The 13805-nt window shown below is 66.6% G+C and carries 13 protein-coding genes; 4 read left to right on the top strand and 9 right to left on the bottom strand.

From position 1 onward, the window contains the following. Positions 1-117 precede the first annotated feature (117 nt). On the top strand, positions 118-1335 hold the full coding sequence (locus SB764_RS30330; RefSeq protein WP_065063186.1) for an MFS transporter: 1218 nt from the start codon (positions 118-120) through the stop codon (positions 1333-1335). Between the two features lie 245 nt (positions 1336-1580). After that, positions 1581-3356: an AMP-binding protein gene (locus SB764_RS30325; protein WP_110328006.1), complete on the top strand. Its 1776-nt coding sequence runs from the start codon at positions 1581-1583 to the stop codon at positions 3354-3356. Here the strand turns inward: SB764_RS30325 and SB764_RS30320 are convergent. The 4 genes from SB764_RS30320 to SB764_RS30305 all read right to left on the bottom strand — a co-directional run bounded on the left by SB764_RS30320 (position 3353) and on the right by SB764_RS30305 (position 6748). Next, positions 3353-3625 carry a hypothetical protein gene (locus tag SB764_RS30320; RefSeq protein WP_110328005.1) on the bottom strand — a complete coding sequence of 91 codons (273 nt, stop codon included), beginning with the start codon at positions 3623-3625 and terminating at the stop codon, positions 3353-3355. The genes SB764_RS30325 and SB764_RS30320 overlap by 4 nt on opposite strands. Positions 3626-3722: 97 nt before the next feature. Then, positions 3723-5309: an FAD-binding protein gene (locus SB764_RS30315; protein ID WP_410865892.1), complete on the bottom strand. Its 1587-nt coding sequence runs from the start codon at positions 5307-5309 to the stop codon at positions 3723-3725. A gap of 6 nt (positions 5310-5315) precedes the next feature. Then, complete coding sequence (locus SB764_RS30310; RefSeq protein WP_410865891.1) at positions 5316-6200, bottom strand: anti-sigma factor family protein; 885 nt, start codon at positions 6198-6200, stop codon at positions 5316-5318. After that, complete coding sequence (locus tag SB764_RS30305; RefSeq protein ID WP_074984301.1) at positions 6197-6748, bottom strand: sigma-70 family RNA polymerase sigma factor; 552 nt, start codon at positions 6746-6748, stop codon at positions 6197-6199. The genes SB764_RS30310 and SB764_RS30305 overlap by 4 nt, the downstream gene beginning before the upstream one ends. 720 nt (positions 6749-7468) lie before the next feature. On the opposite strand from SB764_RS30305, the gene hfq reads away from it, so the two are divergent. Together hfq and SB764_RS30295 are read left to right on the top strand one after the other, a co-directional pair. Next, the gene (gene hfq / locus SB764_RS30300; RefSeq protein WP_110328003.1) at positions 7469-7963 is read left to right on the top strand and encodes an RNA chaperone Hfq; all 495 of its coding nucleotides are present in this window, start codon (positions 7469-7471) and stop codon (positions 7961-7963) included. A gap of 214 nt (positions 7964-8177) precedes the next feature. Continuing rightward, on the top strand, positions 8178-8372 hold the full coding sequence (locus SB764_RS30295) for a hypothetical protein (RefSeq protein ID WP_321902003.1): 195 nt from the start codon (positions 8178-8180) through the stop codon (positions 8370-8372). A gap of 110 nt (positions 8373-8482) precedes the next feature. Here the strand turns inward: SB764_RS30295 and SB764_RS30290 are convergent, their stop codons facing one another. From SB764_RS30290 to SB764_RS30270, 5 genes are read right to left on the bottom strand one after another with little or no spacing between them, the layout of a single operon-like run. After that, positions 8483-9214: a DUF2968 domain-containing protein gene (locus SB764_RS30290; protein WP_065063173.1), complete on the bottom strand. Its 732-nt coding sequence runs from the start codon at positions 9212-9214 to the stop codon at positions 8483-8485. 54 nt (positions 9215-9268) lie between these two features. Further along, positions 9269-10660, bottom strand: coding sequence for a sigma 54-interacting transcriptional regulator (locus tag SB764_RS30285; RefSeq protein WP_065063171.1), 1392 nt, complete (start codon positions 10658-10660; stop codon positions 9269-9271). A gap of 9 nt (positions 10661-10669) precedes the next feature. Then, entirely contained in the window at positions 10670-12454 is a 1785-nt protein-coding gene (locus tag SB764_RS30280; protein WP_410865890.1) for a TadG family pilus assembly protein, read from the bottom strand. A gap of 1 nt (position 12455) precedes the next feature. Then, positions 12456-12848 (bottom strand): DUF3613 domain-containing protein, encoded by a 393-nt coding sequence (locus SB764_RS30275; RefSeq protein WP_183716353.1) that lies wholly within the window; start codon positions 12846-12848, stop codon positions 12456-12458. A 57-nt stretch (positions 12849-12905) separates the two neighbouring features. Next, a complete protein-coding gene (locus SB764_RS30270; protein ID WP_183038209.1) occupies positions 12906-13805 on the bottom strand; it encodes a tetratricopeptide repeat protein in 900 nt (299 codons plus the stop codon).

Below are 13805 nucleotides of genomic sequence, written 5' to 3'. Positions count from 1 at the left end.
TGCAAATGTTTAATGCCGGGCGTACACTCGTACGAAGCTCGCAGCGCGGGGCGAAGAGCCACACAGGCCATGCCCGGGAGACGAGGCATGGCGCGGGTAAGACAGGAGAAAAATGAAATGAGCTGGACGCGAGAACAGAAAAACGTAACGATCGCAGCGTATTTGGGGTGGACGCTCGACGCATTTGATTTCTTTCTGATGGTTTTCGTTCTGAAAGATATCGCCACTGAATTCAATACCAAAATCCCGGCTGTCGCATTTGCCATTACGCTGACGCTGGCCATGCGCCCGCTCGGCGCACTCATCTTCGGCCGGCTCGCCGACAAATACGGCCGCCGCCCCACGCTGATGATCAACATCGCGTGCTATTCGCTGCTCGAACTGCTCACCGGCTTTTCGCCGAACCTCACCACCTTCATCGTCCTGCGCGCGCTGTTCGGCGTGGCGATGGGCGGCGAATGGGGCGTGGGCTCCGCGCTGACGATGGAAACCATTCCGCCGAAAGCGCGCGGCATCGTTTCCGGTCTGCTGCAGGCCGGCTATCCGAGCGGCTATCTGCTCGCCTCGGTCGTGTTCGGCGTGCTGTATCAGCATATCGGCTGGCGCGGCATGTTCTTCGTCGGCGTGCTGCCCGCGCTGCTGGTGCTTTACGTGCGCTCGCACGTTCCCGAGTCGCCGGCCTGGAAGGAAATGGAAAAGCGCGCGCGGCCCACGCTGCTTTCCACGCTGCGTCACAATCTCGGCCTCTCGATCTACGCGATCGTGCTGATGACGGCGTTCAACTTCTTCTCGCACGGCACGCAGGATCTGTACCCGACCTTCCTGCGCGAACAGCATCACTTCGATCCGCATACGGTCTCGCTCATCACCATCGTGCTGAACATCGGCGCGATCGTAGGCGGTCTGTTCTTCGGTTCGATCTCGGAGAAGATCGGCCGCCGCAAGGCCATCTGCATCGCGGCGCTGATCGCGCTGCCGGTGCTGCCGCTGTGGGCGTTCTCGGTCACGCCGGTGATGCTCGCGCTCGGCGCCTTCCTCATGCAGATCTCGGTGCAAGGCGCGTGGGGCGTGATTCCGGTGCATCTGAACGAAATCTCGCCGGACGAAGTGCGCGCGACTTTCCCGGGTCTCGTCTACCAGCTCGGCAATCTGTTCGCGTCGGTCAACGCGACGCTGCAGGCTTCGCTCGCCGAAACGCACGATCAAAACTACGGCATGGCAATGGCGATCGTCGCCGGTACCGTGGCCATCGTCATTTCCGTGCTGATCCTGTTCAGCCGCGAACGCCGCGGCATCGACATGACGCAGACCGCGAAGCAGGTGAGCACCACCTGAGGTTAGCGAACCTTCGCGCAGGGAACGCGGCGGCGCTGCGCCGCGCGACCCGCGAACGAGCCGTGCCGGGCGACCGCCCGCACGGCTTTTTCTTTGCCCGCACGGTTCTTGCGGCAGGCATTGCGCCCCCAGGACACACGACGACATCCCGCGAACACACCGCCCGTAAATGGGGAAAATACGCGTAACGCTCGCGCGCCGCGCGGCGCATCATGGGAGCGCCCCGTCCCGCCCGGAGTCCACGCATGACGCATCGCATGACGAACAATCTGGACAGCACGCCGCCCTTCGACAAGCCCGACACCGACGGCATCTGGTTCGCGTCGTATCCCGCGGGCGTGCCGCACGAGGTCGACGTCACGCGCTACACCTCGCTCGTTCAGTTCTTCGACGACTGCACCACGCGCTTTCGCGAGCGCGAGGCCTATGTGAGCGCAGGCTCGCCGATGACCTACGCCGCGCTCGCGCGCAAGGCCACCGCGTTCGCTTCGTGGCTGCAAGGCGCGGGCGTGATGCCCGGCGAGCGCGTGGCGATCATGCTGCCGAACACGCTGCAATATCCGGTCGCGCTGTTCGGCGCGCTCAAGGCCGGCGCGACGGTCGTCAACGTGAATCCGCTCTATACGGCGCGCGAACTCGAACATCAGCTCAACGACAGCGGCGCGCAAACCATCGTCGTGTTCGAGAGCTTCGCGAAGACGCTCGCGGACGCGCTGCCCGGCACGCGCGTCGAGCGCATAGTCCTCACGCAACTGGGCGACCTGCTCGGCGAGGGGCTCAATCTCAAGGGCCGTTTCATCAACTTCATGCTGCGTCACGTGAAGAAAGTCGTGCCGCCCTACTCGCTGCCGCGCGCCGTCTGGTTGCTCGACGCGCTCGAACAAGGCGCGCGTGCACCGCGTGCGCCGGTCGCCGCCGCGCGCGACGATCTCGCCTTTCTGCAATACACGGGCGGCACGACCGGCGTGGCGAAAGGTGCGATGCTCACGCACGGCTCGATTCTCGCGAACGTGCTGCAAGCAAAGGCCTGGATCGCCGACCAGTTGAACGCCGACGCCGAAACCGTGCTCACCCCGCTGCCGCTCTATCACATCTATTCGCTCACGGTGAATGCGCTCATTTTCATGCTGCTGGGCGGACGCAACATCCTGATCGCGAATCCGCGCGACATGAAACGCGTGATGAAAACCATCCGTCACGAACGCTTCAGTTGCATCAGCGCGGTTAATACGCTGTACAACGCCTTTCTCGACAACGAGGAATTTCGCGCGCGCGACTTCTCCGGCCTCAAGCTCGCGATGGCGGGCGGCATGGCCACGCAGAAGGCCATCGCCGACCGCTTTCGCGCCGTCACCGGCAAGCCGATCGTCGAGGGTTACGGCCTGACCGAATGTTCGCCGATCGTCACGCTCAATCCCGTCGATCTCGATCACCTTCAGGATTTCGCCGGATCGATCGGCCTGCCCGCGCCGTCCACGCAGGTGCGTTTTCGTCGCGACGACGGCACGTGGGCGGGTATCGGCGAAGCGGGCGAACTGTGCGTGAAAGGCCCGCAGGTGATGCGCGGCTACTGGAACCGTCCCGATGAAACCGCCAAGGTGTTCGTGAGCGACGGCTGGCTCACGACCGGCGATATCGGCGTGATGGACGCGCGCGGTTATATCCGCCTGATCGACCGGAAGAAAGACATGATTCTCGTCTCGGGATTCAATGTTTATCCGAACGAAATCGAAGATGTGATCGCAACGCATCCCGGCGTGCGCGAAGTGGCCGCGATCGGCGTGCCCGATCCGGTGCAGGGCGAGCGCGTGAAGGTGTTCGTGGTGAGGCGCGACGCCACGCTGACCGCCGATGCCCTGATCCAATATTGCCGCCAGCAACTGACCGGCTACAAGGTGCCGAGAATGGTGGAGTTTCGCGACGCGCTGCCGCAAAGCAATATCGGCAAAATTCTGCGGCGCGAATTGCGTGATGCCGAAATCGCCAAGCTCGAAAAAGACGATGCGTCACGACCTGGTTAGTTTTCCGTATTAATTATCTGCGACGGCACATTCATCACAACGCAACGGCGTGACAGCGCGAGCCGTTCGAGCACGAAGCGCTCCGAGTCGCGCAGCGCGCACAGCACCAGCGCGCCTTCGCCGACGCACGCAAGCCGCGCATACCACAACGCGCCAATATCGTCGTCGACGGCGAACGTCATCATGCGCGCACGCGCAGCATGACGCGCCAGCGCCACGCCGCGCGCGAGCCGCAGATCGACTACGGCAATGCGCGCGCCACGTTGCAACGCTGCCTGCGATCGACGCAAACCGATCGTGCAACAGACCGCGGACACGCCGCATGCCACACCGATGAACCTGCGCCGCTTCATCGTCATCGCCTCGTCAGGTGTAGCCGCGCTGCGTACGCCACGCTTGCGGCCAGACGCCCTGCTTGCCCGGCGACAGCACGCCTTGCGGATCGAGCGCGTCCTTCACGGTTTCGGCGAGGCGCAGCAGCGCGCCATCGTTGAAGCTGTACTGCGCCGCCGCGTAATCCATATAGAGCAGATGCGAGCGGTACACGCCGTAGCCGGCTGCACGCGCATCGCTCATCAACGCGCGCAGCAGGTCGCCCGCGCGCGCCGCCTGCGGATGCGGCGCGCGCGGAAAAATCGCCGCGAACACGTGATGGAGATAACGCCCCGCCGCTGTAAAACCGCCGTAGTAATCGAAACCGTATTCGGCCGCGCGCGCCTTGACGAGCGCGTACTGGCGCAGCGCGTCGCGACCGTCGGCGGGACATAGCGGCGAGAAGTCCACGTGCGCGCCATCGTCGCCCAGCCAGTCGAGCATGCGAAACGCGCTCATCGACGGTATGCCCGCCATGTTGCGGTCGCCGCCGCCCTGCGGTTCGTCCTTGCCCGCGTTGCGCCGCGCGGTGAAACGTACACCGGGCACCTTCGCAAACGCACGCTCGACAATGCGTCGTTGCAGCTCGATCACCTCGGCGTCGCCGTAAAGCGCGTAGTGCAGATTCCAGCGTCCGATATCGAGTTCTCTTTGCATGCGAGCAACCGACGCCTCCGGCATCGCGCCTTCGCCGTCGTACCAGCGCGCGCGTGGCGCGAGACCGGCGGCGCGGCGGATCGCGCCTTCGATCACCGCATGCTGGCGTATCGTGCCGCTCAGTTGCAGCCCGCGCAGCGTATCGACGAGCACGCCCAGATCGTCCTCGTGCGCGAACTGGATTTCGCCGATCACATACGCGTCCGGCGCGGGCATCAGCCAGAGTCCCATCTTCGTGACGATGCCGTAATTCGATTGCGTGAACAGCGCGTCGAACGACGGCCCGTAACCGGGTCGATAGAGCGTCCAGGCGGTGCCGATGTCAAGCGCGCCCATGCCGGTGCGCACGACGTCGCCGTTCGCGAGCACCACTTCCATGCCGCACTGCGCCGCCGCGTGATCGCCGTATTCGGTGTAGCCGAAGCCGCGTTCGAGCGTGTTGCCGATCACGCTGCCCCATCCCGACGCGGGCGGATCGACCCACAACGCGAGTCCGCGCTCGCGCAGATGCGCGTACAGATCGAAGTAGCTCACGCCCGGTTCGACGAGCGCCCACGCGAGGCGCTCGTCCACGTCGAGAACGCGGTTCAGCCGCTGCAAGTCGAGCACGACCGAGCCGGACAGGCGCGGCGCCGCGCCGCCATAGGCGAAATTGCGGCCCGTGGAAACGGTCCAGAGCGGCACGCGCGCCGCATTGGCCACGCGCAGAAGCGCGCGGATTTCGTCGACATTGGCGGGTAGCACGGCGGCGCTGGGCGCGAACGTGTCGTCGCCCGGCAAGGGCGCGAACGGATCGCGATACGCCGCCAGCGCCGCGCCGCTACGGCAAACGTTAGGGCTGCCGACAATCGACTCGAACGCGGCGAGCACACGCGAAAGTTCGCCTGAACTGATGCCGGGCGGCCGTGGCGTGTCGGCGGCCATGACGCGTCACCATTGAGCCGACGTGCCGCCAAGCGCGCCGCACACGTCGTAGGCTATCGTGCGCAAGCGCCCTTCCGTCGCCGGGCCGGACAGCGCGTAGCCCATGCTGTCGGTGCTCCAGTAGAAGGTGCGATGACCGCCGTCGCGCAGCAGATGCACGGCGTCGCGGTCGCGGCCCGAGACGCTCACGTAGAGCGTCAGGCGTTCGCCGGCATCGTTCTGATACATGAACTGCGCCGCCGGTCCCGCCGCGCCCGGCAGCAACCGCCCGCCGACCAGCGCATAGCCGTACTCGCCGAGCGACGGAATCTGCAACGGCTTGCCCAGACGTCTGGAGAGCCAGGCGACGAGATGCGCCTCGTCGGCCGCGCCGACTTCCACGGGATGACGCACTTCGGGCGAATACACGGCATAGGCCACATCGGCGCGCCGCGCGAAGCGCTCCCCTTCGCTCGCGAACAGCGCGCCCGCGTGGCCGTCGCCGCGCGCCATCCACGCGGGCACGAAGGTCGTCGCCGCCGTGGCCAGTCCCGCGCCGACGATGGCCCACGCCGCCGCGAGTCCCGCGCGCCGCCACCACGGATCGCGGCGCCGCAGCACGACGTACGGTGTCGCGCCGAGGGCGTCGGCGTCGTGTTCGCCGTCGTTCTCACGTGCGTTTCCAGCGTGATTGCAGAGCGATTGCAGCGCGGCCTTCTGCGCGCGATAGGCGGCGATGCGCTGCGCCGCCGCCGGTTCCTCCCCGAGCCGCGCGAGCAGCGCCGATTGCTCGTCGGGCGCGAGTTCGCCGTCGACGAACGCACCCAGCGCCGCCAGGTCGTGACCCGCGAGGCCAGAGTGAGCGTCGGCTGGCGCGCCGGCGCGCTCGCGTTCGAGATCGTCGTCGTTCATCGCATCGTCCCCACGACCCGCAGCGGCGTGGCGCGCCGCCCGGGGTCCTGCGCCGGATCGGCGTCGAGCAGCGCGCGCAGATGCTCGCGCGCGCGCGACAACCGCGACATCACCGTGCCCGCCGGTACGCCGAGCACGGCGGCCGCCTCGTGATAGCTCAGTTCCTCGACGCAGACGAGCAGCAACACCTCGCGCTGCGCCGCGGGCAGCACATAGAGCGCGCGTTGCAGATCGCGCAGCACGAGACCGTCCACTTCGCCGCGCGGCGCTTCGAGCGTGCGCCACGGCGCGCTTTCATCGTCGACGGCGATCTCGCGACGGCCGCGCAACTGGTCGATATAAATATTGCGCAGGATCGTCAGCAGCCACGCACGCAAATTGCTCTCGGGCCTGTAGGACGCGGCTTTCGAGAGCGCGCGCTCGGCGGCGTCCTGGACGAGATCGTCGGCCCAGGCGGCGTCGCCGGTGAGCGCGCGCGCAAACCGGCGCATGGCCCCTAGCTGGGCCACGACCTGCGCTTCGAATTCCGCCGACGGGCGGCGCAGCACGGCGCGCCGCTCAGTAGCCGCCCGACGATCCGCTGGTGCCCGAGCTGCCCGACGCGCCGCTCGAGTTCATGTCGCCACACGCGGCGAGGCCCACGCCCGAGACAGCGGCGAGGGTCACGCACGCGAAACAGGCGAGGAACCGGCGAATGGGGCCGGTGGTGCGCCTGGTGGTGCTCTTGGTGTTCCGCCGTGTAGTCCGCTTCATCATCGTCTCCTGCTGAACGAGCCGCTCAGGGCTCAGATCGCTGCATGACTGCAATACACGGTAAACGTTGTGAGCCGCGGGCTTATTCCTCGCGCGTGCGTCGCCGCACGGTTTTCCTTGGGGTCGCGCGCAAAAATGAACAGGCACTAGAATTGGCGATCGTCGCGGCGCGGCGGGATCATTGCGGATTTCGACGCCATTCGGACATATTCGGACGCATTCCGACGCGCAGACCGCCGCCCGATGCACTACGCTGTTGAACGGATGAACCATGCGCGCGTCGTACTGTCACAGTCCGGACGAGCACACTGGTGTATCGTGCCCGGTTCGCTCGCGCAGACGGCCTGTCCCCGCTCATGGCGGGACCGGCAAACGGCGGCACCGGCCGCGACCCGGTATAGTTCTGCAGTAAAGTAGGTAACCGCACGCGCGCTTCGCCGACACAGGGTAGAATCCCCGGCAAGCAAACGTTTCCAATGAATTGCGGCATCGAGCCGCCCGGCTAAAATTCGTCCATGCCTTCCGCAGAATCGCACCCGCAAAACGACTTCATGAACGCCGCGCGCAAAGAGCGCAAGCGCGTTGAAATCTATCTGGTCAACGGCATCCGCCTGACCGGATGCATCGAGTCGTTCGATCAGTACCTGGTGATGCTGCGCACGCCCGTTGGCTTGCAAGGCATCTATAAACGCGCCATCTCCACCATCCAGCTCGACACCGGCACGCGTCCGGGGCCGCGCACGCCGCGCCCCGCGCACGGCGAGCACACGAGCCGCGGTCCGCATGGCAGTCACGGCGGCCATGGCGGCCACGGCCCGCGCGAATCCCGCGAGCCGCGGGAGCCCCGTGAACCTCGCGAGCCGCGCGAATCGTGGTCGGCACCCGCCGCGCCGTCGGATCGTCCGGCCAGCGGCGGTCAGGACGGCCCGGTCGTCGTCACGCGTCGCCGCCGCCTTTACGGCGCGGTGAACAACGGCGGCAACGGCGGCGAAGGCAACGGCAACAGCTAAGCCATCGCAACATCATCCGTACACAACGCGCGCACACTCTGCGCGCGTTTTGCTTTGCGGGCGAAGAATCGGGAAAAGTCGGCAGAAACCGGCGCGAACAGGCGAACATCGTCCGGACAGGTCCGAACGCCGCCCGACGGGAACCTCGCCTGCGCTCAGGGTTTTGCCCTTTGCGTTATGCTGACAGCGACCCTCCTCGCCCCCGGAGCACGCCATGTCCGCCACCAAGCCGCCTTCCCCGCCGCCCGCCCCGCAGGACCCACTCGACGAAGCGCTCGAAGAGACCTTCCCGGCCAGCGACCCGATTTCCATCGATCCGCCGCCCGCGGAGCGCGAGCCCGCCGACAAAGGCAAAGCGCACAACAAGCACGATAAGCACGACAGCGCGCGCCACCACGGCAAGCACTGACGCGCGCGCCAACGACAAAAAGGCGGTGCGCCCGAGGCGCCCGCCTTTAAACCCTGCGCAGTTTTACGTTTGCCGGAGCGCCCGCTTAAGAGACGCTCCAGACGTGTGCATCAGTGCACCGGCAAACCGCCTTCCACCTGACGCTGCAACTCGCGAACCTGACGCTGCACCTGACGCAGTTGATCCTGCGCCTGCGACTTCTCGGCCTGCAGCGCATTCGCCTGGTCGCGCGTCTGCTTCTGCTGGTCCGCGACGATCGCCTGCTGCTGGCGTGCAACCGTGAGGTCGGCCTGCAGACGGTTCGCGTGGTCCTGCGTCAGCGCGATCATGCGTGCCGTGAACGCCTTCTGCGCTTCGAGACGCGTGCGGCGCAGTTCGACGTCCGACAACTGGACCGTCTTCTGCGCGAAGTCGCGATAAATCGCTTCCGCGCGCTGTTCGTCGCTCGTCTTGATCACGCGCCAGAACGTCTTGTTCTGAAACAAGGCCACGTAGTACGTCATTTCCTTGCCGTTAAACAGCAAGCTGGCGCCGTACGTGCCGTTGTAAGTCGTGCGCAATTCGTTGAGCTCCGAGCCACGAATCAATTGCTGCAGTTCCGCGACGTTACCGGCTGCGTTCTGCTGGGCCTCATCCGGCGTCAGCGCAGCGGACTGGCTGCCCGGCAACGGCTGGGCAGCCGCAGCGGGCTGCGCCTGCACGGCAGCAACCGAGTCGTCCTGCGACGCAGCGACCGGCGCTGCCGCAGTCTGCGGCAAGGGCTGGGCGCAACCGGTTTCGAAACCCCCGATCAACATCAGAGCGGCAAATGCAACCTGCCGAACTCTCCACTTGTAGTCCATGAAGTACCTGTTTGGAACAGTTCTATTTTTAGGTTTTACAAATCGGCACAATTATTACTCACTTTCACCGGTTGCGGGTTCCTCGTCGAAAATTTGGTACTTACGAATCTTTTCCCACAACACCTTGCGGCTGATGCCGAGATACTGCGCCGTGTCCTTGCGGCGCCAACCATTGGCGTCGAGCGCCGCGAGCAGCCGGCTGCGCTCGGCCATGTCCCACTTGCTGCGATCGACGACCGGCGCGACCGGTTCGGCGGCGGCCTGCGGCTGCGCGCCGCCTGAACCCGCCAACAGACGGCGCAGGCGCTGCGCGTCCCACGCGCCCATCTGCCGCACCGTCACGCCGACCCGTTCGGCCAGGTTGCGCAGCTCGCGGACGTTGCCCGCGAAGCGCATCGCCGCCACCGAATCGGCGAGCCAATACGGCAGTTCGGGCAGCGATTCGAGCCGCTCCTCGCCCACCACCGTCGAGACGAAGGCCTTGAAGAGCGCGATCTTGTCGACGGCGCCGCGATCTTCGAGCGACGGCACGATCAGCTCGATCACCGCAAGCCGGTAGTAAAGATCGGCGCGAAACGTTCCGTCCTTCACGAGTTGCGGCAATTGGCGGTTGGTCGCCGCGACGAGCCGGAAATCCACCTTCAGCGGCGTGGCCGATCCGATGCGCGTGACCGAACCGTCTTCGAGCACGCGCAGCAGCTTGACCTGCTGATACAGCGGCAGGTCGCCGATTTCGTCGAGAAACAGCGTGCCGCCGTCGGCCTGCTCGAAGTAGCCCTTGTGCGCGACGGCCGCGCCCGTGAACGAGCCCTTCGCGTGACCGAAGAACAGCGATTCGAACAGGCCGTCGGGAATCGCGCCGCAGTTCACGGCGACGAACGGCCCGGTGCCGTAGCGGCTGTGCTTGCGGTGCAGCAGTTCGGCGATGCGCTCCTTGCCCACGCCGGTCTCGCCGTGCACGAGCACGCTGGTGTCGCAATCGGCGAAGGTCTCGACTTCCTTGAGCAGCGCACGCATGGTCTCCGATTCGGCGACGAGCACGTCCGCGCCCGCCGTCTGCGCCGAATGCGCGCGCATCTGGATCATCAGCTTCGAGATCAGGCCGCGCAGCTCGGCGCAGGTGAAGTCGAGCGGGAGCACGTGCGAATACTCGTTCGGATACATCGTCGGGTCGTTGTCGCGCGGCGCGGCGCCGACCCAGATCACCGGCAGACCGTGCGTGGCCTGCCAGTCGCGCAGCATCAGCGCGCCGGTGTCGATCACGCTCACGCTGACCACGGCGATCGACGGGCGCGCGGCGATGCGCTGCGCGGAGATCGCCGTATCGTCGGCGCGGATCACTTCGACATCGAGACTCGCCATGCAGCGCGCGACGCGCTCGACGATATCGGCTTTGCCTTCCCAGACATACAGATCGAGTTCCTCGATCGGGGTGGTGGTTCTCATCGTAGGTTCTTATTGGACGAGTGATGCGACGCCGCACATGAGCGGATAGCCGGTGACGTTCGCCACGCCGACCTGCACGCCGAGAAGCTGGAGCAAGGGCCCGATGAGCGCCGTGTCGAGCGCGTTCAGCAGCGGGTTGAGCAGCGTGGCGAGAAGACCGGTGACCAGGCCCACGACGACGCCGACGCCGAGGTTCAAGCCGAAGAGGTCCACCGACAGATTGTTCGGGTTCAGCAACTGCGTGGACAGACTGCTCAGCGCATTGCCGATCGAGCCGCCGAGCTGGTTGGTGTTGGGCGTGGTGCTCGTGAGCTGCTTGCCGGTCCCGTCGAACGTGAGGTCCCAGACCTGCGGCGAATTGAGACCAACCGATAGCCCCGCCGTGACGGTAATCAGCTTGTCGACTTTAATCAGCGTGCCCGCCTGCCCGCTGCACAAGCCCGACTGAAGCTGGGCGGCGGTCGTGGGCGGATTGCCGACGCACAGATTCGCGATGCCGGTTTTCACTTCGACGACGTAGCGGCTCGCCGCCGCCGTGGTCGAGCACTGCGCGGAGGCAAGCCCCGCGGTGGCCGGCGCGACTTCCACGTAAAGCGGCAGATTGACCGTAATCCCGTTGACAATGCCGAGGATCGACTGGCCGCCGAAGCCGAGATTGAGCGCCACGGCCACCTGCGCGTTGTGCGCCTGGGTGCGCCACGGCGGCGGCGGATTCCCCGGATTCGGGCCCGCCTGACCGACCGCGATCGACGGCGGCGACAACACGTTGACGCTCAGCGAAGCCGCCGTAGGCAGGATCGAGCTGACCACCGGCAGGCTGTTCAGATTCAACTGCACGGCAACCGGCGACTTGCCCGCCTGCGCGATCTCCGCCGCCACGATCAGCATCTGCAATGCGTTGACCGAGACGTTGGCGGCCGACTGCGCGTCCGCGAGGCCGAGCGAAAGCAGCGCGGTGCCGCCGGTCTCGCTGGCAATCGCGATCTTCGTCGCCGACGTGGCGGCCACGCTCGCGAACGCCGTGAGTCCGCTCACGGCCGCGCTCACATCGGCGGTCAGCGCGCCGTCCTGCTGCACGGCGCTCGCGAGCACGCTCGCGATATTCGCGACCGTCGCGTTCGCGCTGAGCAGGCCGTTGACCGTGCCGACGTTCGCGGCGGCCGCGATATCGGCGAGCTTGACGTTCGCGTTGGCGATGCCGTTCCACGACGCCACGCTCAGGTTGACGGCCGTGCCGCCCAGCAGCGAACTGAGCATGCCGTTGAGCAGATTGACCTGCGCGAGCGTCGTGGCCACCGCGAACGAGCCGATGATGGTCGACTGCGCCGTGGCGGTCGCGGTGATCTGGCGTTGCACCATGTTGAGGAAGAAGAACGGCACGGTCTGCGTGACCGTCACCGCCACGCCGTTGTAGGGCGTGCTGCCGTTCGGCGTGAAGCCCATGTACGCCGAGCCGTTGGCCTGCTGGCCCGTCTGATCCCACCGTCCGCAGACGACCGACAGCGTGCTCGACGTGCCCTGCGCGGTGAAGCCGTTGGTGCTGGCGTTCGCGATCGCGACGGCTTTCGGCTGCGTGCAGGTATCGTCCATCTGCTGCGCGGCGGCGAGCGCCGCGAAATCGGCGACGTTCTGCAGCGCGCGCTTCTGGAAATAGATGTTGGCGACGTCGATCACGCCGAGCGCCGCGACCGCGAAGAACACCGCGAAAGCGGCGATCACCGCGATCGAGCCGCGCTGCCGCCGCGCGCAGGCACGCTCGCGCCGACCGCGCCGCACATCGATGCGCCGCTGCATGTCAGTAAGCGCCGCCCGACGTGCCGTTGCTCTGGCCGCCGCCCGTCGTCCCGCCCGATTTCACCGACGAACCGAAGGTCGCCGGAATCTCCGTATCGAACGATTTGAGGTAGCGCTTGTAGGCGTAGCCCGCTTCCGCGCCGAGCATCGGCTGTGCGGGCGCCGCCGCGCTGTTGCTGCGCTGGATCGCGAGCCAGGCATGCGCGGCGTGGCCGATCTCGCTGTTGCGCGGCGCGGCGCCAGTCGTGTCGCCGCCCGTGCCATCGTCCTGCGCGTGCGCCGGATGCGAGACGGCGAGCAGCGTCAGCGCGAGCGCGACGGCGAAGCGCCAGCCGAATCGTCCGCCGACTCGCTTGAGCATGTCGGCCTGCGTGAGCGCGGATCGCTGCGCCAAGGTCCTGATCGTTGCGTGCGTTTTCATTGTTCTCTCCCCGGATGATGTCGCGCCGCCCTACTGCGCAACGCGCTGGACGAGGCGCGACTGCGCATCGCTGCCCGGCCATCCGCCCGCGCTGCCCGCGCTGGTCTGGTTGCTGGCGAACGCGCGCGGCTGCGGCACGGCCGCGGTCTGCGCAAGCTTGTGCGCCGTCGCGGCCAGCGACTCGCGCTGATCGGCAAGCTCGCGTGCGCGGCTCGCCTCCTTCACTTTCTGCGCGTCGCGCGCGACGGCCGCGCGCGTATCCGCGGGCAGGCCCTGCTGGTTCATCAGCGTCTGCGCGTCGCCGTCCGCGCCGCTCGCGCTCAGCAGCAGCGCAACGTTGGCGGCGATCTTCGGATTGTGCGGATCGAGTTCGATCGCCTTGAGCAGCGGCACGCGCGCGCCGTTCACGTCGCCTTCGCGCAGGAGCGCGTAGCCGAGATCGGAGAGCGTCGCGGGATCGGTCGGCGCAAGCATCGACGCCTCGTCGAGTTCCTGTGCCGCGTGCCGGAAGTCGCCCGACGCGCCTGCGAGCAAGCCCAGCCCGCGATGGCCGCGCGCCGCGAACGGCGTATTGAGCAACTGCGTATAGGCCGACGCGCTCGCGCTCGCCTGGCCGGTCGCGCGCAACGCGTCGGCGCGCAGCACGATCGAATTCGGGCTCGCGCCGTACTGGCGCTCGTAGGCGTCGATGTGCGCGAGCGAGGCGTAATAGAGCCCCTCCGTCTGCATGCGCGAGATCAGCCCGAGATACATGCCGGGCGTGTCGGGCACCGCATCCTTCGCGTTATCGGCGCGCATTTTCATTTCGGCTTCCGCCTGCGGACCCACGCCATAGCCTTGCGGCGACGAGCACGCCGCCAGCAGTGCGAGCGCGCCGCACGCGGCCACGCTCATCGCACGCCTCGCGCGCGTCACAATCGAAGTCTTCAT

The sequence above is a fragment of the Paraburkholderia sp. SIMBA_027 genome, assembly GCF_046535315.1.
GTDB classification, from domain to species: Bacteria; Pseudomonadota; Gammaproteobacteria; order Burkholderiales; family Burkholderiaceae; genus Paraburkholderia; species Paraburkholderia tropica.
The sequence above is the reverse complement of the archived record's forward strand: the minus strand, read 5'-3'. Positions and strand labels throughout refer to the sequence as shown.